At 63.2% G+C, this 20,719-nt stretch carries 16 protein-coding genes; 10 read left to right on the top strand and 6 right to left on the bottom strand.

Annotated features, from left to right (window positions below; all coding sequences use genetic code 11):
* Positions 1–152 precede the first annotated feature (152 nt).
* Both FV139_RS11290 and FV139_RS11285 read right to left on the bottom strand, forming a co-directional pair.
* On the bottom strand, positions 153–632 hold the full coding sequence (locus FV139_RS11290) for a hypothetical protein (protein ID WP_148068518.1): 480 nt from the start codon (positions 630–632) through the stop codon (positions 153–155).
* Between the two features lie 169 nt (positions 633–801).
* On the bottom strand, positions 802–1,305 hold the full coding sequence (locus tag FV139_RS11285) for a hypothetical protein (protein WP_148068517.1): 504 nt from the start codon (positions 1,303–1,305) through the stop codon (positions 802–804).
* A gap of 251 nt (positions 1,306–1,556) precedes the next feature.
* Between FV139_RS11285 and FV139_RS11280 the strand changes: the two genes are divergently transcribed.
* Both FV139_RS11280 and FV139_RS11275 read left to right on the top strand, forming a co-directional pair.
* On the top strand, positions 1,557–2,117 hold the full coding sequence (locus tag FV139_RS11280) for an ECF-type sigma factor (RefSeq protein WP_213004088.1): 561 nt from the start codon (positions 1,557–1,559) through the stop codon (positions 2,115–2,117).
* Between the two features lie 77 nt (positions 2,118–2,194).
* Positions 2,195–4,885 carry a serine/threonine-protein kinase gene (locus FV139_RS11275; protein ID WP_148068515.1) on the top strand — a complete coding sequence of 897 codons (2,691 nt, stop codon included), beginning with the start codon at positions 2,195–2,197 and terminating at the stop codon, positions 4,883–4,885.
* A 16-nt stretch (positions 4,886–4,901) separates the two neighbouring features.
* Here FV139_RS11275 and FV139_RS11270 read toward each other — a convergent pair whose 3' ends face one another.
* Both FV139_RS11270 and FV139_RS11265 read right to left on the bottom strand, forming a co-directional pair.
* Complete coding sequence (locus FV139_RS11270; RefSeq protein ID WP_187276491.1) at positions 4,902–5,222, bottom strand: DUF4156 domain-containing protein; 321 nt, start codon at positions 5,220–5,222, stop codon at positions 4,902–4,904.
* 26 nt (positions 5,223–5,248) lie between these two features.
* Positions 5,249–5,767 carry a thermonuclease family protein gene (locus FV139_RS11265; RefSeq protein ID WP_148068513.1) on the bottom strand — a complete coding sequence of 173 codons (519 nt, stop codon included), beginning with the start codon at positions 5,765–5,767 and terminating at the stop codon, positions 5,249–5,251.
* A gap of 101 nt (positions 5,768–5,868) precedes the next feature.
* On the opposite strand from FV139_RS11265, the gene FV139_RS11260 reads away from it, so the two are divergent.
* Complete coding sequence (locus FV139_RS11260) at positions 5,869–7,557, top strand: alpha/beta fold hydrolase (RefSeq protein ID WP_148068512.1); 1,689 nt, start codon at positions 5,869–5,871, stop codon at positions 7,555–7,557.
* A gap of 85 nt (positions 7,558–7,642) precedes the next feature.
* Here the strand turns inward: FV139_RS11260 and FV139_RS11255 are convergent, their stop codons facing one another.
* Entirely contained in the window at positions 7,643–9,529 is a 1,887-nt protein-coding gene (locus FV139_RS11255) for a propionyl-CoA synthetase (protein ID WP_148068511.1), read from the bottom strand.
* Positions 9,530–9,809: 280 nt separating this feature from the next.
* Between FV139_RS11255 and FV139_RS11250 the strand changes: the two genes are divergently transcribed.
* Positions 9,810–13,250 (top strand): hybrid sensor histidine kinase/response regulator, encoded by a 3,441-nt coding sequence (locus FV139_RS11250; RefSeq protein WP_235898627.1) that lies wholly within the window; start codon positions 9,810–9,812, stop codon positions 13,248–13,250.
* Here the strand turns inward: FV139_RS11250 and FV139_RS11245 are convergent.
* A complete protein-coding gene (locus tag FV139_RS11245; RefSeq protein ID WP_148068510.1) occupies positions 13,247–13,915 on the bottom strand; it encodes a response regulator transcription factor in 669 nt (222 codons plus the stop codon). The genes FV139_RS11250 and FV139_RS11245 overlap by 4 nt on opposite strands.
* 196 nt (positions 13,916–14,111) lie before the next feature.
* Between FV139_RS11245 and FV139_RS11240 the strand changes: the two genes are divergently transcribed.
* The 6 genes from FV139_RS11240 (at position 14,112) to FV139_RS11215 (ending at position 20,678) form a co-directional block, all read left to right on the top strand.
* Positions 14,112–15,431 (top strand): DcaP family trimeric outer membrane transporter, encoded by a 1,320-nt coding sequence (locus FV139_RS11240; protein ID WP_235898626.1) that lies wholly within the window; start codon positions 14,112–14,114, stop codon positions 15,429–15,431.
* 96 nt (positions 15,432–15,527) lie between these two features.
* Complete coding sequence (locus tag FV139_RS11235) at positions 15,528–15,797, top strand: DUF4212 domain-containing protein (RefSeq protein ID WP_148068509.1); 270 nt, start codon at positions 15,528–15,530, stop codon at positions 15,795–15,797.
* Between the two features lie 9 nt (positions 15,798–15,806).
* Positions 15,807–17,537 carry a sodium:solute symporter family protein gene (locus tag FV139_RS11230; protein WP_148068508.1) on the top strand — a complete coding sequence of 577 codons (1,731 nt, stop codon included), beginning with the start codon at positions 15,807–15,809 and terminating at the stop codon, positions 17,535–17,537.
* Between the two features lie 28 nt (positions 17,538–17,565).
* Positions 17,566–18,033 carry a hypothetical protein gene (locus FV139_RS11225; protein WP_148068507.1) on the top strand — a complete coding sequence of 156 codons (468 nt, stop codon included), beginning with the start codon at positions 17,566–17,568 and terminating at the stop codon, positions 18,031–18,033.
* Between the two features lie 72 nt (positions 18,034–18,105).
* The gene (locus FV139_RS11220) at positions 18,106–19,992 is read left to right on the top strand and encodes a DUF294 nucleotidyltransferase-like domain-containing protein (protein WP_148068506.1); all 1,887 of its coding nucleotides are present in this window, start codon (positions 18,106–18,108) and stop codon (positions 19,990–19,992) included.
* Positions 19,992–20,678, top strand: coding sequence for a 3'-5' exonuclease (locus FV139_RS11215; RefSeq protein WP_148068505.1), 687 nt, complete (start codon positions 19,992–19,994; stop codon positions 20,676–20,678). Before FV139_RS11220 ends, FV139_RS11215 begins: the two co-directional genes overlap by 1 nt.
* Positions 20,679–20,719: the final 41 nt, after the last annotated feature.

Below are 20,719 nucleotides of genomic sequence, written 5' to 3'. Positions count from 1 at the left end.
GACCAAAGGATTCTAGACCAGATTTTTTACATAGGACGATTAGTTGAGAGATCGGCAACAGCAACGCACTCGTCCAGTGCCTCCTCTCACCCTGGACGACTTGAGAAGCGCCGGTGCTCAATCGGGATTGACCGCCCCTATAAGCTGACGCTTCAGTGAGTCTCTTCAATTGCTCGCTTGACGTAATTCGAGAAATCATCGGCATAAACTTCTCCATATTCCTGCCAGTATTCAACGAATCCAGGACGTTGAGCTATCCAGATAATCTGTTTATACCGCGACTGCCATTTGCGCTCTGTCAAAGCACCTTCGCAGTACAGATCGTAGGCCTGTTCCATCGTGTGTATGTACAACGAAACTATTGCCTGGGCCCGTTTTCTTTCCTCTGGAGTTAGCTGGTCCGGATTATCCAGGTAGGTATAAAAGTGCGAATTCGCTTCCACGCTATCACTCAAAGTCTTGGAGAGTGTCATCGAGGCCTGGCTGTAAGCCGCCGCGGCAGCGCTTCTTGTAGCCGAGGTATTCTGCTTGATCTGCCGGATCAGATAGATGAGTGTGACTATAACGCCGATCGCTCCCAACGCCTCAGAAATTGAGCCCACTGCATCCCAGTTAATATCGCCGTAGCGCATCAGATAGCCCTCCAGCGCGTGAATACGGTAACAGCATAGACACTTTGAGGCCGGATGTGGTCGTTCTCAAGAGAAAGCGTGCTCGCCCGACCGCACCTCGAAGCAAAAATAGCTCATGTAAGTATCCAGTGTGAGCGTATGTGCCGGGTGAACTTCCACAACACTTCAGTCATTCCAGACTGTCTGGCCCAGACTCTGACGCCGCGAGACTTTCCGATGCTGCGATAGCCGCTTCAATGCGATGTGCAAATTTTGGCGGCGAAGCCGCCCCCCAGTCTAACCACCATTTTCGAAACCCGGGAAGACTGACTAACCAGTCGACTTGCATGTTCCTGGAGGTTTTCAGGCTTTCAGAGAGTATTCCTGAGGCTTCATATTCCTCCGCTTCCTGTAGATTCGTGATCATCGCGACCATTGCATTAGTGTATCTGTGGTATTCACATGGCGTCAGGGATTCCGGGTCCTGATGGCCGCGAAGCGTGAGGTCAGCCAGGGCTGCATTTTCAGCAATCATTCTCGAATAACCGGCTGTACCCTCCCTGTAGTTCGCAATGGTTGCCGCTCGTACCGACCGCGTGTTCTGTCGAATCTGCAAGGCCAGGTAAACCAGCGTCACGACTGTTGCTACTCCGCCAACAAATTCCGCAATTGCGCCAAGTGCTTCCCAGTTCACGATTACTTACCCATTTTTGCAACTCCAGAACCAAGGATAGACCGAAGAGCACCTCTCAACTAAAGATAGCTTACGGGGGTCATGAGAGCCGCTGCGACGCCGATTCGAGGCCAATCTCTACAAATCGACAGGTTTCCATCCTCTGCGGGCAACCTACAATGGCATACTCACAGCAAATCCATAAACAATCGGTGGCCGTCACCTCCTGGCAACGGCAGCAAATGAACAGGGCAGAACGCAGAGTACCCAGCGTGACAGATGACGAATCCGTGACAACGCTGCTGCATCAGTGGCGATCAGGCGATGCCAGCGCGCTCAACCAGCTGACCCCGCTGGTCTACGAAGAGCTTCGCAAGCGCGCCCGCGCGGCGTTCAGTGCCGAAAATGCGGGCCACACACTGCAACCCACGGCACTGGTGCATGAGCTGTTCGGCCGCCTGGCACCCGCCAACGTGAACTGGCAGGATCGCAGCCATTTTTACGCCCTCTGCTCCCGCATGATGCGCCGCATTCTGGTGGATCACGCCAAGGCCCGCAGCGCCGATAAACGCGGCGGCAAGGCTGCGCCTATTGCGGTGGATATCGAACTGATCGAAGACGCAACCAACCACGAGGACTTGCTCAGCCTCGACCGGGCCATGGAGAAGCTGTCCGAGCTGGATGCCCGCAAGGCGGAACTGCTGGAGTTGCAGATTTTCGGTGGCCTGTCATTCCGTGAACTGGAGGAGATCACCGGCCTGTCCAGCAGCACCCTGGATCGCGATTTGCGCTTTGCCAAAACCTGGCTCAAGACTCAGCTGAGCAGCCACTGAGGACTGGCCATGTCCGGTTCCAAGCCGCTCCCTAGCCTTTCATTGCCTCTCCTTTCTCCCGCCTGTACACGCTTCGCATGAGCAGCGAACTGTGGGCAGACATGGAGCGCCTGTTCCACGCGGCCCTGGAGCTCCCTCCCGGCAAGAGAGCGGCCTTTCTGGAGCGCGAGTGCGGCGACAATCGGGACCTGCTCGACGCGGTGCTCGAGTTGCTCAACAACAGCGACACCCCCGCGGAGCTCGATTACATTGTCGGCGCCTCCGCCCGGGACTGGCTGGAACAGAGCACCCTTGAACAGGGCGATCGCGCAGGTTCCTACCGCATCCTGCGCAAAATCGGTCAGGGCGGCATGGGTACCGTCTACCTCGCCTCCCGCGCAGATGACCAGTACGAACAGCAGGTCGCCATCAAGATTATTAACCAGCTGGCCGGCGAGAATGCCGATGTGCTGCGGCGTTTCCAGGACGAGCGCCAGATTCTGGCGAACCTGCAACACCCCAATATCACCCGCCTGCTGGACGGTGGCAGCCTCGAGGACGGCTCCCCGTTCCTGGTCATGGAGTACGTCGACGGTGAGCGTATCGACCGTTACTGCACCGCCCGCTCGCTGTCGGTGGACGCCATTCTGCGGCTGTTCGTCAAAGTGTGCGGGGCGGTCGAGCACGCCCACCAGAACCTGGTAATTCACCGGGACCTGAAACCCTCCAATATCGCCATCGACCACGACGGTGAACCCAAACTGATGGATTTCGGGGTCGCCAAGCTGATACGCAGTGGCGGCACCAGCGAGGACCCACAGACCCTGATGGATGAGCGAGTGCTCACTCCGCTCTACGCCAGCCCGGAACAACTCAGCGGCGAGCCGGTCAGTACCCTGTCGGACGTGTATTCCCTCGGCGTCATCCTGTACGAGTTGATGACCGGTCACCGCCCTTTCGATGGCGCGGACAGCGGCACCTGGGCTTACGCGCGGCGGGTCATCGAGACCGAGCCACCCTCCCTGCGCAAGCAGGCCGGCAGGCCGGTGGATGATTCGGCCGCGCCGGCGGCGACGCCCTCCCGGCGCCGCTTTAACCGCGACCTGGATAACATCGTCCTCAAGGCTCTGCACCGGGATGCAGCAAGGCGTTACCAGTCGGTAGCGGCCCTGACCCGGGATATCGAGAACTACCTGGCGCGGCGGCCCGTCAGTGCCCGACCGCCCTCGTTGCCCTACCTGATCCAGCGCTTCGTCCAGCGCAACCGGCTGGCGAGCGTCTTGATCCTGTCCTCAACGATCACGGTCACCGCCCTTGGCATCGCCCTCTGGCAGCAGGCCCAGGTGCTCGCGGTGGAGCGCGACGTGGCCCGGGACCAGCTGGCCCGCACCACGGCCGTACTCGGCCTGGTCGAGGAGATGTTCACTGGCTTACACCCGGATAACAGCGGCGGCAAGGACGTCACCGTGCGCGAGATGCTGGACCTGGCAGCCGTGCGGCTGGACGCCGACAGCGCCAAGGCCGAGTCCGCCGCGGCACCGGCCAGGGCGGTGATCCAGCGCATCATAGGCCAGACCTACAATGAACTTGGCCTGATCGAGCCGGCGCGACAGCAACTGAAGGAAGCCCTCTCCCTGCACCGCGGCGGGCAGATCAGGGATGACGAAGAGAAACTGCGCGCCCTGCTGGACCTGAGCGAAACCTACTATCTCGCCTTCGAACTGGAAGCCCGGCTGGAACTGGCGAATGAAGCGCTGGCCTTCAGTGAACAACTTTATGGGCGCGGCAACCTGAAGACACTGGAAGCCGCAAGCGCCGTCGCCAGCTCCCAGCACATGCTCGGCGAGCTGCAGCAGTCCCGGGACCGCTTCGCCGACATCTACCAGCGACGGCGGGAACTCCAGGGCGCAACACACCGGCAAACCCTGGGCACACTGCAGAGTCTCGGCGTACTGGAACACTGGCTGGGCAACTACGACGCGGCCCTGGAAGACTACAGCCGCTGCGCCTCCCAGGCGGAGCAGACACTGGGCCCCTCCAACACCCTGACCATGAGCTGCCTCAGCCGCCGCGGTCTCGTTCTGGAGACCATGGGCCGCTACGCCGATGCAGTCGAGGCGCTGGAGCAACACCTGGCACTGGCAGAGGAGGTACTGGGCCCCAATCACCCGGAGACCCTGCGCTCACTGCACAGCCTGGCGGACGCGCACCGGGGCCTGGGCCAGTACGCTGCTGCGGAACCCCTCTTTCTGGATGTACTCGAGCGCCGTCGCACCGCCCTGGGCGCCAACCATATTGAAACCCTGCAAAGCGAAATGAAGCTGGCACGGCTGTACCGGCTGATGGGGCGTTATACAGAGGCACGCCCGCTGATAGAGCACGCAGTGGCGGAAGAGGTCAGGCAGCAGGGTTTCGCCCACCCCGCCACCCTGATTGCCGCCCAGGAGCAGGCAGAGCTATTGCTCGCGCTGGACGATCTCGGCCCGGCGGAGCCCCTGCTAAAACGGATTCTGGCGGCGCGGGAGGAGGTGCTCGGCAGCAATCACCCAGAGCTGCAGCGTACCCTGACGGGCCTGGCGCGTATCGACCTCGCCCGCGACAAGCCCCTGGCGGCCAGACATTACCTCGAGCGAGCGCTTGCCCTGGTGGAACCACATGCGGACTACCAGCGGCAGGAGAAAGAAGCAGTTTTGACCCTGCTCATCGCCAGTAGCGAAGCCTTGCAGGACAGCGCGGCCAGTCGCCGTTACCGGCAGCAACTGGCCAGCTTCAGCGAGGACAATCGCTGAAGCCGGCGGAAATGGGTCAGGACGCGATAGCGCCGCAACGATACACCCCGTAGGTCTGTTCGCCCTGGGCGTTGACCTCGCTTTCTGCCACCACCGTATCACCACCCATCCGGGCACCGGCGTTCCGGGCCAGGGTCTGCAGTTCAGTCTCGACCTTCTTGCGATTGCGGTCGATGCTGGCCAGTTCACTGCGGGTGATCGCGACGGTGTTACCGAGCCGCTTGCAATGGGTAGGCGCAGCGGAAACGACCGTGACGGTCTCCCCCTGGGGGGTGAGGTCGACCCAGGAACAGGCAGCCAGGGGCAACAGCAGCAGGCCGGCGAAGATGGAACGCATGGTAATACTCCAGAACAGATGTTTGCTTAAGGACGGCCAGACCCCGCTCGCCATTCCCAGGGCGCAACGGGGCTGCGATCTACCCACAGCCCCCGGCGGGCCTGACGGGCACTGTTTTCAATATGGCCCAGGCGCAGGTCGTAGGGGGCGGATTGCTGGTCCCACCAGGCACAACCCTTGTGTACCAGCAGCTTGCTGACCGGTGTCGCCCGGAGATAGACCTCACTGACCAGCATATCGTTCAGTGGCCGCATATTGGCACTCAGGAGCACGCTGCGCCCGAGCACCAGTTCTTCCAGGCAGCGCCGCGCACCTTCGCCATAGGGCTGGTCCGGCTCGGGCGCATCCACCCCGCGCAAGCGAATGGTATGCGTACGCTCCTCGCTGTCGACCACCTGCAGAATGTCGCCCTCCACGACCCGGGTGACGCCCACCTGCAGCAGCCGGGGTGGCTCTTCCGTGGTCGACGGGGTGACCTCCGGTGTCGAGCTGCAACCGCCCAGCAGCACGAGCCCGACTGACAACCAAAGGAGTTTACCGTTCATCACCTGGCTATTCCCGTCCCGATTGGCGACCCGCCATGACACAGCCGACGCTTTGCTGCAGTATCCCCTATTCTTGAAACGGTTCACAGGAGACCCTTTGCATGTTGCCCGAAATTGCCAGAGGCCCGGCAACGGCCCTGGCGGCGATTTTGTTGGCGTGTCTGCCACTCACCGCCCCCGCCGCCGGGACACGCGAACCCGTTGAGGGTGATTACACCATCCGTGATTTCCGCTACGACGACGGCAAGGTCGGCGAGCTGCGCCAGCATTACACCACCCTGGGTACGCCCCGGCGCAATGCCGATGGACAGGTCACCAACGCCGTTCTGATCATGCACGGGACCACGGGCAGCGGCTCGGGGTTTCTCAGCGAGCGCTATGCAGGGGTGCTGTTTGGTGAGGGGGAGCTGCTGGATGCTTCCCGTTATTACATCGTGCTCACCGACGCCATCGGTCACGGCAAATCAAGCCGCCCCAGTGAGGGGCAGGCCAGCGACTTCCCCAACTACACCTACGACGACATGGTGCGGGCCCAGTACCGGCTGCTGACCGAACATCTCGGTGTCGACCACCTGCGGCTGGTGACCGGTACCTCCATGGGCGGCATGCTGAGCTGGGTCTGGGGCTACACTTACCCCGACTACATGGATGCCCTGATGCCCCTGGCCAGCCTCCCGGTGGAGATTGCCGGGCGCAATCGCATGCTGCGCAAGATGATCATCGATGCCGTCAAGAATGACCCGGGCTACAAGGACGGGTTTTACGATGAACAACCCGCGGGGCTGCGCGAGGCGATGTACCCGCTGATTTTCATGGTATCCAGCCCACTGCAATACCAGTTGGAGGCACCGACCCGGGAGCAGTCCGAAGCCAGGCTGGAAGGCCTGGTGCAGCGCTACAGCGGCAGCATGGACGCCAACAACCTGACCTACGCCTTCGACGCCTCCCGCTTCTATAACCCGGCGCCCCACCTGCAAAACATCACCGCGCCCCTGCTGGCCATCAACTCGGCCGATGACCAGGTCAACCCGCCGGAACTGCGCCTGCTCGAAGAGCACATCGTCAACGTGCCGCAGGGCGAGTCAGTGACCCTCGATATCACCCCGCTGACCCGCGGCCACGGCACCCACTCCCTGCCGAGCGTATGGGGGCCCTACCTGGCGCGCTTCCTCGAGCAGACCGCCATCCCGGAAGAGCAGAATTCCCGCGATGCCAGCGCGCTGACATCGCCGGAATCCTCCCCCTGGCTGGAGCAGGCTCCAGCGCAGTACGTGGCGCGCTTTGAAACCACCGAGGGCCTGTTTCGCATCGCGGTAAAACGCGAGCTGGCTCCCCGCGGCGCCGACCGCTTCTACCAGCTGGTGAAAAATGGCTACTACGACGGCGTGCATATCAACCGCGTGGTCCCGGGCTTCATTGCCCAGTTCGGCGTTCACGGCGAGCCGGAGATTCAGCGGCTGTGGAAATCCCGCTACATCGAGGACGATCCGGTCGCCGCCAGCAACACCCGCGGCAGCGTGGCCTTCGCTATGACCGGCCCCGATACGCGCAGCACCCAGGTCTACATCAACACGGTCGACAATGCCCGGCTCGACAGCAGCGGTTTTGCCCCCTTCGGCGAGGTCGTCGAAGGTATGGACGTGGTCGACCGGCTCTACGGCCTGTACGGAGAAAACGCGGGCGGCGGCCTGCGGGGCGGGCAGCAGGGCCCCCTGGAAACCGGCGGCAGCGAGTACATCGACCGCGAATACCCCTTGCTGGATTTCATTGTCAACGCGCGGCTGGAATAGCGCGCCAGAAGCCAGCAGTTGACGTCAGAAAGTACCGCGAATCAGGGCTAGCTGGCTCCCCGCGGGCAGCCAGCCTGCGCTGAAATCAGGGCGTGCGATGCCGGGTGAGGAGTTGTTCGAGTTCCGGCAGGCTGGCGGGGTCGTCGATGGTGGAAGGTACCGCGTACTCCTCCCCGTCGGTCATCTGCCTGAGGACCTTGCGCAGGATTTTGCCGGAGCGGGTCTTGGGCAGGCGCGGCACAATGAGCGTGTCCTTGAAGCTGGCCACCGCGCCGATTTCCTGGCGCACGCTCGCCACCAGTTCACGGTGCAACTGGTCCGGGTCGATATCCACGCCGTCTTTCAGCAGCACCAGGCCCAGGGGTTTCTGGCCCTTGAGTTCGCAGTGCACACCGATCACCGCACACTCGGCCACGGCCGGGTGGGCGGCGAGAATTTCTTCCATCTCGCCGGTGGACAGGCGGTGTCCGGCGACATTGATCACGTCGTCGGTGCGTCCCATGATGTAGACATAGCCGTCCTCGTCGCGGTAACCACCGTCTCCCGACACGTAGTAACCATCGAAGGTGGACAGGTAGCCATCGCGGAAGCGCGGGAAATTACCCCAGATGGTGGGCAGGCAACCGGGAGGCAGCGGCAACTTCAGGGCCACACTGCCCTGCTGGTCGGGGCCCAGTTGTTTACCGTCGTCATCCAGGATCTGCACGTTGTAGCCCGGCACCGGGAACGTCGCCGAGCCGGCGCGGGTCGCCACCGGCTCGATCCCCATGGGATTGGCGCAGATGGCCCAGCCGGTCTCGGTCTGCCACCAGTGGTCGACCACCGGCACCTGTAGCAACTCGCGGGCCCAATCGTAGGTTGGCGGGTCCAGCCGCTCCCCCGCCATGAACAGGGTTTTGAGGCAGGACATATCGTACTGGGCCAGCAACTTGCCCTCAGGGTCTTCCTTGCGGATAGCGCGGAACGCGGTGGGGGCCGCGAACAGGGCCTTCACGCCGTACTCACTGACAACCCGCCAGAAAGCGCCGGCGTCCGGCGTGCGCACCGGCTTGCCCTCGTAGAGGACGGTGGTGAGTCCCGCGATCAGGGGCGCGTACACAATGTAGGAGTGGCCCACAACCCAGCCAACGTCGGATGCCGCCCAGAACACGTCGCCCGGGTTCATGTTGTAGATGGCCTTCATGCTGTAGTGCATGGCCACCGCGTGACCGCCATTGTCCCGCACCACGCCCTTGGGCCGACCGGTGGTGCCGGAGGTGTAGAGGATGTACAGCGGGTCAGTCGCCGCTACTGGCGTGCAGGGCGCTGGTTCCGCATCAGCCGCGGCGGCCGCCCAATCGATGTCGCGGCCTGCCTGCAGTTCAGCCGCCGCTTCCGGGCGTTGCAGAATCACTGTGGCGCGAGGCTTGTATTGGGAAGCCTCGATGGCGGCGTCCAGCAGTGGCTTGTAGGGAATCACCTTGTCCACCTCAATGCCACAGGAGGCGGAGACCACCACCACCGGTTCGGCATCGTCGATGCGGATAGCCAGCTCGTGAGCGGCAAAACCACCGAACACCACCGAGTGTATGGCACCAATACGGGCGCAGGCCAGCATGGCCACCGCCGCCTCGGGCACCATGGGCATGTAGATCAATACCCGGTCCCCCTTGCTGACGCCCTGCGCCAGCAGGACGCCGGCAAAGCGGGCCACCTGGTCCAGCAGGTCGCTGTAGGTGATCGCGCGCTTGCTGTCGGTCACGGGGGAATCGTAGTAAATGGCGACCTGGTCACCGCGCCCCTGGGCCACGTGGTAATCGAGTGCGAGGTGGCAGGTATTGAGCTGGCCATCGACGAACCAGCGGTGGATGCCGTTGTCGTCGCGGTCGAGCATGGTCTCGGGCCGTTGGAACCAGTCCAGGGCGGCGGCCTGCTCGCCCCAGAAAGCCTCGGGCGCATCGATGGAGCGCAGGTACTGTTCACTGTAAGTCATGCCGGCGGAGCCTATTTGTGAGAGCTTTGTTATGGAAAGCGTTATAAAAGTCTATCGCCCAATGTAGCGGCGCGCTCCCGGCTTCGCCATACGACCAAAGTCGAAACGCCTGCAACACTTTGGGCCCGCCGCCTCTGTTATCATCACCTGACGGGTGTCCGGTCATACGCTCGGCCAGCCAGACAATAATCATGCCGGGGCAAGGTCAACGGTGTCGTCTTCAGTACTTTTCAGTCTAGCGCTGCTGTATATCTTTTTCCTGTTTGCCGTGGCGTGGCGGGTGGACCGCAATTCCGATCGCGGCCTGCACCAGACCCGCAGCCCGCGCTGGCGAGGGCTGGTCTATGCCCTGTCGCTTGGCGTTTACTGCAGTTCCTGGACCTTTTACGGCGCCGTGGGCAGCGCCGCCGGGGAACCCTGGTCTCACGTGCCGATCTACCTCGGCCCGATCCTGGTATTCCTGCTCGGCTGGCCGGTGATCCGCCGCCTGATGGCAGTGGGCGAGGGCCACCGGGTCACCTCCATCGCCGACTACCTCGGCGCCCGCTTTGGCAAGCGCCAGAGCCTGGCCATCCTCGCCACGGCGGTGGCCTGCGCGGCTGTCCTGCCCTACATCGCCCTGCAGTTCCGGGCCCTGGCCCAGGCCTGGACCATCGTCGGCGGGGAGGCCGCCCCGCTCACTGACATCGGCATGGATACCGCATTGTTTACCGCCATCCTGCTGGCGGTATTCACCATCCTGTTCGGCGCCCGGCGTCTCGACGGACATGAACGTCACCAGGGCATGATGACGGCCATCGCCGTGGAATCCCTGGTTAAATTGCTGGCGTTCATCTTTGTCGCGCTGCTGGCACTGGGCTACCTGCTGGGCCTGCCGGACAGCGGCTCCCTCAGCGCCTCCACCGAAGCCCTCAAGCACTTTTCCCTGTCGGGAGAATTTCTCGCCAATACCCTGATCAGCGGCCTGGCGGTACTCTGCCTGCCGCGACAGTTTCACGTCATGGTGGTCGAGGCCCAACCCGGCACCGATACCCGGCTGACACGCTGGCTGTTCCCGGTGTACCTGCTGCTGTTCATGTTGCTGGTGATTCCCATCGGATTGGCCGGCTCGGAAGTCTTCGCCGTGGCGGAGGGTGTCAACCCGGACACTTACGTCCAGCTGTTACCCCTGGCCCTGAATTCAGGCTTTGGCGCCATGGCAGCTTTTGTAGGCGGCATTTCCGCGGCCACCGGCATGGTCATCGTGGCCACGGTGAGCCTGGCGATCATGCTCACCAACGAGGTGGTCGCCCCCCTGCTCATGCGCTTCAATCGCAACTCGCCGGCCGCCGTACTGCAACTGGGCGACAACCTCCGGCGCACCCGCCAGATCATTATTGTCGGCATCCTGCTGGCGGCATGGACGGTTACCGGGCAACTCAGCGCCCTGCCCTGGCTGGCCCAGATCGGCTTTATCTCCTTCCTTGCGGCCGCCCAGCTGGCACCGGCGCTGCTCGCCGGCCTCTACTGGCGGCGCGCTCACGGCATCGCAGTCATGACCGGCATCCTGGTAGGGCTGAGCCTGTGGTTTTACTGCGGTGTGCTGCCAGCCCTGCTGCCGGAACACAGCCCCCTGCTGAGCTACGGTCCGCTGGGTATCGACTGGCTGCGGCCGATGGGCCTGTTTGGCATAGCCGGGGAAAGCCGGCTCGCCTACGCCACCGCCTGGAGCCTGTCTCTGAACAGCCTGTGCCTGGTGAGCCTGTCACTGCTGCTCAAGCCCTCCCGGGCGGATATCCGCCAGACCCGGCTGTTCCTGTCACACTCCGCAACCATCCCCGACGATGACGCAGAAGACTACGAGCTGAGCCTGATCCGGGGCAGCCAGCTCCAGGCGCTGCTGCTGCCCTTCGTGGAACAGGATGAAATGCAGCGCATGTGGCAGGCCTTCGAGGACCGCTACCAGCAGCGCCTGCTGCCGGGTGATCGGGTGCCCCGTTTCGTCGTCAGCCAAACCGAGTCGGTGCTGGCGAGCATGATAGGCGCCTCCTCGGCCCACAAGGCCCTGGAGCAGTTGGAGAGCTTCCAGCAGCTGGACTACAGCGACCTGGCGTCGATGGTATCCGACGCCAGCCGCCTCAACACTTTCAACAGGGACCTGCTGCAAACCACTGTGGAAAGCCTGGTACAGGGCGTCTCGGTAGTGGATGAACAGCTGCGGGTGGTGGCCTGGAACCACGTTTACCAGGACATGTTCAACTACCCCGAGCGCTTTCTCTACATCGGCTGCCCCATCGAGCGCGTGTACCGCTACAACGCCGAGCGCGGCTTCCTCAACACCAATAGCGAGCAGAGTATCGAGGAACAGATAGCGCGCCGCCTGCAGTGGCTGCGCGAAGGCAGCAGCTACCGCCTGGAGCGCACCCTGCCCGATGGCCGGCTGATCGAGATCCAGGGCAAGCCGATGCCTCGGGGTGGTTTTGTCACCACCTACATCGACATCACCCGCTATCGGGACATGCTGGCGGAGTTACGCGATACCAAGGAGGAACTCGAACAGAAAGTGGTGTCCGGGTCGGAGTCACTCAGCGCCAGTAACGCGCTGCTGCGCCAGGAAAACCGCCTGCGGGCGGAGGCGGAGTCGCAACTGAGGGAAGCCAACTTGAGCAAGTCCCACTACATGTCTGCCGCCAGTCACGACCTGCTGCAGCCCATCAACGCCGCGCGCCTGTTCACCGCCAGCCTGCGCCAGCAGCTGAACACTACTAAGGATTCCGACGCCACCCAGGTCGTCGACCAGATCGACCGCTCCCTGCGGCGGGCGGAGCAACTCATTTCCGAGCTGCGGGAAATCGCCCGCCTCGACTCCGGCCGCTACCAGCCCCAACTCACCGACTTCCCGGCCGGCCGCCTGCTGGATGCCCTGCGTGACGAGTTCCGCGAGGATGCAGAGGGCCAGGGGCAACGCCTTACCGTCATGCCCAGCAGCCTGTGGCTGCACTCCGACGAGGCCCTGGTGCACCGGATCCTGCAAAACCTGCTGTCCAACGCCCTGCGCTACGCCCCCCACGCCCATATCCTGGTGGGCGTCCGCCGGCGCCCGGGCATGGCGGAATTGCAGGTTATCGACACCGGGCCCGGGATTGCCGAACGCGACCAGGTCGCCATTTTTGAGGAGTTCCAGCGGCTGGTGAAATCCGGCACTGGCAAAGGCGACGGCCTCGGCCTGGGGCTGGCGATTGTGCAGCGCTGTGCGCGCTTACTCGATCACCCGCTGCGCTTGGAATCCGTCGTGGGGGAGGGCACCCTGTTCTCGGTCACCGTCCCCCTGGGCGAGGCGCGTGACCTGCCGGTGGAAGACGAACCCCGGCAGGCACAGGATTTGGCCGGCATCACCCTCACCTGCCTGGATAACGAACCCCTGGTACTCGAGGGCCTGCAGCGCCTGCTGGAAGACGCCGGAGCCCGGGTCATCACCGCGGCGGACCGGGCCGGCCTGACCCGGGCCATGTCGGAACAGACGCCCGACCTGATTCTCGCCGACTATCACCTCGACGCCGGCGACACCGGTCTCGACGCCCTGGCCGCCCAGTCCGGCCCCCTGCCGCCGGTCGTCGTGTTGTCTGCCGATGACAGCGGAGAAGTGCGTGAGAAGGTGCGCGAAGCCGGCTATCGCTTCCTGCCCAAGCCGGTGAACGCCGCGCGCTTGCGGGCGTTGATTCTCGCCCTGTTGCGGGGCTAGACCGGCGCGGAAAGATCCTCGGGCGGCTCCACGCTGAGACTGGTGAGTGCCAGCACTGCCTGGGTGCGGGAAGTGACTCCCAACTTGCGGTAGATCTCCGTCATATGCGCCTTGACCGTCGCCTCCTTGACGTCGAGTTCGTAGGCGATCTGCTTGTTGAGCAGGCCCTCCACCAGCATCGACGCTACCTTGAATTGCTGCGGTGTCAGGCTGGACAGAGCCTCGGCAACGTCAAGCGCCTGCAGGCTGGCGCCCTTGGAACCGGCCTGCAGCCCCGGGTGCAGGCCGCGCTCGCCCGCCATTACCGCCTCGATGCAGCTCTGGATCGCGTCGATATCGGCAGACTTTGACAGGAACGCGGCCGCGCCGTGATCGAAGGCGCGGCGCACGGTGTCAGGGTGGGTGTTGGCCGAAATCATCACCACTGGCGCTGCCGGAAAATGGCCGCAGAACCAGGACAGTGCGGAAAAGCCCACGGCACCGGGCATGTGCAGGTCCAGCAGAAGCAGGTCGATGGCGCCGCCACCCAGGGCCAGCTGCTGCAGGTCACTCACTTCCGAGGCCAGCTGTACCGTGTGCTGCGGGAAACGCTGGGCGATGACCTGCTGCAACGCGGCGCGAAACAGCGGGTGGTCGTCGGCTATAAGAATGGTATGTGCAGTCACGGCGGCACTCCGGGTAACGGCCAGTTTCACCGAACATCAATCCGGTCCTGCCAGACAATGTAATCCCCGCTGCGGGCAAACGGAAGTGATTGACTATCGACTTTGGTCCAGTGTCGACCAAAGTCTAATGGCCGCAATGACAGCGTCGACCAATACTGCCACTGCTCAATTCATAACCAGAACAGGAGCAGTGAAGATGCGCAAGCACACCCAGCATGTCCTGATAGCAGCAAGCCTGGCTGTCGGTTCCACTCCCGCGCTGGCAGACGCCGTGGCGGACAAGATTGCCGAACTGGAACGCCAGATCGCGGAACTCAAGGCTCAGGTGACCTCCAACAGCCAGTCCATCGTCAGCAACAGCAGCGACATCGAGGAAGCCCGGCCGATGGCCAAGGGCACCACCATGCGCTACGGCGGTTATATCCAGCTCGACGGCATCGCCAGCAGCTACTCCGAGGGCAGGCCCTCCAGTTCGCTGATCAACGACTTTATCGTGCCCTCGGTGATTCCGGTGGAACCAGCCTCGGGCGACGCCGACAGCTACAACAGTTTCAGCCTGCACGCCAAATCATCGCGATTCTTCTTCACTACGAAGACAAATACCGATGCCGGCGCCATTTCCACCCGTATCGAACTCGACTTCATGCTGAGCCCGGCCGGGGACGAGCGTATCTCCAACTCGTGGAACTCGCGCCTGCGGCACGCCTTCGTCAACTGGGATTACGCCGAAGGTAGTTCGATTCTGGCGGGCCAGACCTGGAGCACCTTCTTCAACGTCGGCGCACTGCCCGACGTGCTGGATTTCGTCGGCCCGGTGGGCACCATCTTCAACCGCCAGCCGATGATCCGCTGGACCAGCGGCCCCCTGCAGCTGGCCCTGGAGAATCCCGCCACCCGCCTGAACCAGTTCAGCGGCGGCAGCGTCAGTACCCGCCTGGATGACGCGGAATCCATGCCCGACATCGTCGCCCGCTATAACGGCAAGGCCGGTGACCTGAGCTGGTCCATCGCCGGTATCGCCCGTGAGCTGGACTACGAGGCCCGCAGCGACAGCGCCACCGAAGCCGCCAGCGACAGCCAGTTCGGCTACGGCCTGAGCCTGGCGGGCAAATGGATGCTGGGCCGCGACGACCTGCGCTTCATGTTCAGCTACGGCGACGCCCTGGGCCGCTACCTGGGCCTCAATGCGTTCAACGACGGCTACATCGACGCCAACGGCGACATCGAGACCATCGACCAATGGGGCGGTTACGTCGCCTACCAGCATTACTGGAGTGACGAGTGGCGCAGCACCTTTTCGCTGTCCGCCGCCTCCGCCGACAATCCCGACACGGGTGAGTTCGGCGGGGCCAACAGCCTTGCCAGCGACTACCAGACCGTGCACGCCAACCTGAACTGGCTGCCGGCGCCGAAACTGCAAATCGGCGGCGAGCTCAGCTACGGCAAAAAGGAACTGGAGGACGGACGCAAGGGTGATCTGAGCCGGCTGCAGTTTGCTGTGAAGTACGCGTTCTAGGGTCGGGCGCACCCGACCAAAGTCGAAAAGAACGGGAGGAGTCCCGGGTGTATAGTGGACTCTTCTCACCATAACAATGCTAACGGAGAAGTTGTCATGTCCAAGCTGACAGAAGAACAGGCCGCGGCCTACTGGAAGCGCAACCTCGCGCTGATGATCAAACTCCTGGTGATCTGGTTTGTGGTCAGCTACGGCTGCGGCATCCTGCTGGTGGATGTTCTCAACCAGATCCAGATCGGCGGCTACAAGCTCGGCTTCTGGTTTGCCCAGCAGGGTTCGATCTACGTATTTGTCGCACTCATTTTCTACTACACGCGCCGTATGGCGGCATTGGACCGCGAGTTCAATGTCCACGACGACGAATAGGGGGCTGTCATGGATCTTCGTACACTAACGTATATCGTGGTCGGGGCGACCTTCGCCCTGTACATCGGCATCGCCATCTGGTCGCGGGCCGGCTCCACCAAGGAATTCTACGTCGCCGGCGGCGGCGTGCACCCGGTGGCCAACGGCATGGCCACGGCCGCGGACTGGATGTCAGCCGCGTCCTTCATCTCCATGGCGGGGATGATCGCCTTTATGGGCTACGGCGGCTCCGTCTTCCTGATGGGCTGGACCGGCGGCTTTGTGATCCTGGCGATGCTGCTCGCCCCCTACCTGCGCAAGTACGGCAAGTTCACCGTGCCCGAGTTTATCGGCGACCGCTTCTACTCGAAGTCGGCGCGGGCGGTAGCGGTGATCTGCCTGATCATCTGTTCGGTGACCTACGTCATCGGCCAGATGAAAGGGGTGGGCGTAGCCTTCTCCCGCTTCCTCGAAGTGGACTACGACACCGGCCTGTATGTGGGCATGATCCTCGTGTTCTTCTATGCAGTACTCGGCGGCATGAAGGGCATCACCTACACCCAGATTGCCCAGTACTGTGTGCTGATCCTCGCCTATACCATCCCGGCGATGTTCATCAGCCTGCAACTGACCGGCAACCCCCTGCCCCAACTGGGCCTTGGCAGCACCCTGAGCGGTAGCGACACCTACCTGCTGGACCGCCTCGACCAGGTGGTGACGGACCTGGGCTTCGCCCAGTACACCATCAGTGAACGGCTATCGACGCTGAACATGTTCGCCTACACCGCCTCGCTGATGATCGGCACCGCGGGCCTGCCCCACGTGATCATCCGCTTCTTCACCGTACCCAAGGTGAGCGACGCGCGCTCCTCCGCTGGTTGGGCGCTGGTGTTCATCGCCATCCTCTACACCACTGCCCCCGCGGTGGCCGGCATGGCACGCCTCAACCTGATGCAGACCATCGAACCGCAACCCGGCAACTATCTCGCCTACGACGAGCGTCCCCAGTGGTTCAAGAACTGGGAAACCACCGGCCTGCTCGCTTACGAGGACAAGAACGAGGACGGCCGCATCCAGTACAGCGCCAATGCCGAGACCAATGAAATGGTCAAGATCGACAACGACATCATGGTACTGGCCAACCCGGAAATCGCCCGCCTGCCCAACTGGGTAATTGCCCTGGTGGCAGCCGGTGGCCTCGCGGCAGCGCTATCCACCGCAGCGGGCCTGTTGCTGGCGATTGCCTCAGCCATCTCTCACGACCTGCTCAAGGGCATGATTGCACCTAACATCTCCGAGAAGGCGGAGCTGAACGCCAGCCGTGTGGCCATGGCCCTGGCGATTGTCGGCGCGGGGTATCTCGGGCTCAATCCGCCGGGCTTCGCCGCGGGGACGGTGGCCCTGGCCTTCGGTCTCGCCGCCTCGTCGATCTTCCCGGCGCTGATGATGGGCATCTTCTCCAAGGTCGTCACCAAGGAGGGCGCCATCGCCGGCATGGTGGCGGGTATCGGTGTTACCCTGTTCTATGTGTTCCAGCACAAGGGCATCATGTTTATCCCGGGCACCGCCTTCCTTGGCGACACTCCCGAGAACTGGTTCTTCGGCATCGAACCCAATGCCTTTGGTGTGGTCGGCGCGGTCGTGAACTTCGCGGTAGCCTTCGCGGTGTCCAAAGTGACTGCACAACCGCCGGAGTCCGTGCGCGAACTGGTCGAACATATCCGCATCCCCGCGGGTGCCGAAGTCGCCCACGACCACTGAAGCTGTAACCACAGGAGACGCCACCAGCATGTTCACCAACAAACACATCGTGATTGCCCTGCTGGTGGCTCCCATCCTCTCACTCATCGCCTGGTTCGGGGTCGGCCATTTCACCAGTGAAAAGCCCCACGCGGCCATCCCCGGGCAGGTGTACCCCCTACTGGAAAAAAGCAACTGCCGCTACGACAGCGGTGCCTGTGAACTGGTCAATGGCGATGTCACCCTGCGTTTGCAGGTACTCCCGACAGACGCCACCCCCCTGCTGGAACTGAGTTCCAATGTCAGCCTGCAGGGCGTCGCGCTCGCCGTGGTGCCCGCAGGCGCCACACCCGCAGACAATGTTCCACCGGAGTCGATGACCAGCGTGAACAGCGACACCACACTGTGGCAGTTACCCCTGGCGGCGCCCCTTGCAGAGGGCGAACGCCTGCGGCTGGTTGCGATAACACCGGATAACCGGTTTACTGCAGAAGTGTCTACCAATTTCAGCCGCTAACCACCGACGCAACTGTTATCGCCCAGACGGCCGATAACACCGGGTACCGGCGCAGCGGGAGAACTGCCAGCCATGTCGTCCGCAGACCAGCATGAACCCGCATCGGGCAGCAGAGCGATATCGCCTGAGCTACAATCCCTGGTCGACTTCCTCGGCCAGACCCTGCCTTTCAACGAACTCGATCCGGACACCCTCCGGGCCAGCGCCGCGGACATGGAGGTCATCTACCACCGTCAGGGAGAGCGCCTCGTCACCGGTGATGGCAGCGGTTTGCGTGTTGTACGCAGCGGCGCCATCGACTTGCGAGACGGCCAAAACAAGCTGTTAGACCGACTCGGAGAGGGAGAAAGCTTCCATCTCGAGCGCCTGAACCAGGCGCACTCCGAAGGTGTGACCGCCACCGTGATCGAAGACACCCTGCTCTACCACCTGCCCAACCACCGGTACCTTGCCCTGCGCGAGGCCCACCGGGATTTCGACCGCTACTTCCACACCCAGCGTAGCCGCCGCCTGCGGCGCGCGGCCCGCTACGAATCCCAGCCTCACGCCATGACCCAGGCGGTGGCGTCGGTGATGACCAGCGACCTGCTGACGGTGCGTCCTGATACGCCTATCAGCGAGACCGCCCGCGCCATGACAGCTCGCCGGGTCTCCTCGGTGTTCGTAATGGACGGTGAGACACTGGCGGGCATTGTCACCGACCGTGACCTGCGAGAGCGTGTGCTCGCCGCTGACCGCTCACCCGAGACCGCCACCCGCGACATCATGACCGCTGATGTGCGCTGGCTGCAGGCAGAGGCCAGCCTGTTCGAAGCACTACTGACCATGACCCGGTACGGTTGTCACCACCTGCCGGTCCTGCGCGACAACAAGCTCTGCGGGGTTGTCACCACGTCCGATCTCATGCTGGCGCGCCAGGATGACCCGGTGTTCCTGGTGCAGCACATCTACCGTCAGGAGGAGGTGGCCGGCATCCAGAGCCTGTTGCAGGGCGTGCCCAATCTCATGGTGCAGTGGGTCAACACCGGTATCCGGGCGCGCCAGGTCAGCCGGGTACTCACCGCCATCAGTGACGCCGTTACCGTCCGCCTGCTGCAGATCGCCGAAGCTCGGTTGGGGCCTCCCCCGGTACCCTACTGCTGGGCCGGGTTCGGTTCCCAGGGCCGCCAGGAGCAGCTGCTGGGTGCCGACCAGGACAACGGCCTGATCATCGACAACAGCATGGGCGAGGAGCACGCGGACTATTTCCAGCGACTGGCGCAGTCGGTGTGCGACGGACTCGATACCTGCGGCTACCCCTACTGCAACGGCAACGTGATGGCGATGAACCCCGAGTGGCGCCTGCCGCTGGCCCAGTGGCAAGAAAAGGTCCGCAGCTGGACCCGCACCCCTACACCCGACGCGGTGATGCGGGTATCGATCTTCTTCGACCTGCGCGCCATTCACGGCGACGCGAGTCTGTGCGAACAACTGCAGCAGACCATGCTGTCCGCTTCGTCCGACAACACCATATTCCTGGCTGCACTGGCGCAAAACGCCCTGGACAATCCGGCGCCGCTCGGCATTTTCCGCCGTTTCGTGGTCGATCGCGACGGCCAGCATCGCGACAGTCTGGACCTGAAAAAGCACGGGGTCATGCCCATCACCGACATCGTCCGACTCCACGCCCTCGGTCATCGTGTAGCTGCCGTCAATACCGACGAACGCCTGCTCGCCCTGGAGCAGGCGGGTGCCTTGGCCAAAGTGGACGCACGCAACCTGACCGACGCCCTGCACTGCCTGCAGCGCTTGCGCCTGCAGAACCACGTGGAGCAGCAGCTGCGCGGTGAGAAGGTGAGTAACTTCCTCAATCCCAGGAACCTGTCGAAGATGGCCCGGGAACAGCTGCGGGACGCCTTTTCCATTATTCACGATGCCCAGGCTGGCGTGCGTCTGCGCTTTCGCCAAGGCATGGGTTGATGTGGCCGCTACCCTGGCGCCGCTGGCGCTACCGCTCGCGGGTCAGCGGCACTGTACTGGCCCGGTGCTGGGAAGCGCCCGCCCCGGCTGCCCGTCGCCCCTGGGTGGAACAGCGCTTCCTGGTGTGCGACGCAGAGATGTCGTCTCTGGACGTCAACGAAGGTGAGTTGCTCAGTCTTGGCTGGGTGGCGGTGGACGGTGGCCGCGTCAACCTGGCCTCCGCCAGTCACTGCCTGATCGCCACCACCGGCAGCGTGGGCCAGAGCGCCGGCATCCACCAGTTGCGGGACTGCGACCTGGAGCAGGCGGGCAGCGAAGCCGACGCCATTGACCGCCTGTGTGAAGCTGCGCGGGGAAGGGTACTGGTATTCCACCACGCCCCCCTGGACCTGACGTACCTGAACCGGGCCAGCCAGCGTCATTTCGGCGCGCCCCTGCTGCTGCCGTACCTGGACACGCTGGCGATGGAAAAACGCTACCGCGACCGCGTCGGGCAAGCCGAACACAACGGTGGCCTGAACCTCACCGCCTGTCGCCGCCGCTACGGCCTGCCCGACTATCCCGCGCACAATGCACTGGTGGATGCCCTGGCCACCGCCGAGCTCCTGCTGGCCATTGCCAGCCATCGCGGCGGCGTGGATCGGGAAGGCCGCAGCAAACCTGCACGCCTGAAAGATTTACGCTAGTGCCCTTCACGCATCGTGTAGGACTACACTAGTCCCATAAC

The sequence above is a fragment of the Parahaliea maris genome, from assembly GCF_008064665.1.
Classification (GTDB): domain Bacteria; phylum Pseudomonadota; class Gammaproteobacteria; order Pseudomonadales; family Halieaceae; genus Parahaliea; species Parahaliea maris.
Note: the sequence above shows the minus strand (reverse complement) of the source record. Positions and strands in the feature narration are given on the sequence as shown.

Excerpts from the sequence above, each read along its gene's own strand:
- FV139_RS11290 (WP_148068518.1), bottom strand. The coding sequence starts at position 632 with ATGCGCTACGGCGATATTAACTGGGATGCAGTGGGCTCAATTTCTGAG.
- FV139_RS11275 (WP_148068515.1), top strand. The coding sequence starts at position 2,195 with ATGAGCAGCGAACTGTGGGCAGACATGGAGCGCCTGTTCCACGCGGCC.
- FV139_RS11270 (WP_187276491.1), bottom strand. The coding sequence starts at position 5,222 with ATGCGTTCCATCTTCGCCGGCCTGCTGCTGTTGCCCCTGGCTGCCTGT.
- FV139_RS11265 (WP_148068513.1), bottom strand. The coding sequence starts at position 5,767 with ATGAACGGTAAACTCCTTTGGTTGTCAGTCGGGCTCGTGCTGCTGGGC.
- FV139_RS11260 (WP_148068512.1), top strand. The coding sequence starts at position 5,869 with ATGTTGCCCGAAATTGCCAGAGGCCCGGCAACGGCCCTGGCGGCGATT.
- FV139_RS11255 (WP_148068511.1), bottom strand. The coding sequence starts at position 9,529 with ATGACTTACAGTGAACAGTACCTGCGCTCCATCGATGCGCCCGAGGCT.
- FV139_RS11240 (WP_235898626.1), top strand. The coding sequence starts at position 14,112 with ATGCGCAAGCACACCCAGCATGTCCTGATAGCAGCAAGCCTGGCTGTC.
- FV139_RS11235 (WP_148068509.1), top strand. The coding sequence starts at position 15,528 with ATGTCCAAGCTGACAGAAGAACAGGCCGCGGCCTACTGGAAGCGCAAC.
- FV139_RS11230 (WP_148068508.1), top strand. The coding sequence starts at position 15,807 with ATGGATCTTCGTACACTAACGTATATCGTGGTCGGGGCGACCTTCGCC.
- FV139_RS11225 (WP_148068507.1), top strand. The coding sequence starts at position 17,566 with ATGTTCACCAACAAACACATCGTGATTGCCCTGCTGGTGGCTCCCATC.
- FV139_RS11220 (WP_148068506.1), top strand. The coding sequence starts at position 18,106 with ATGTCGTCCGCAGACCAGCATGAACCCGCATCGGGCAGCAGAGCGATA.
- FV139_RS11215 (WP_148068505.1), top strand. The coding sequence starts at position 19,992 with ATGTGGCCGCTACCCTGGCGCCGCTGGCGCTACCGCTCGCGGGTCAGC.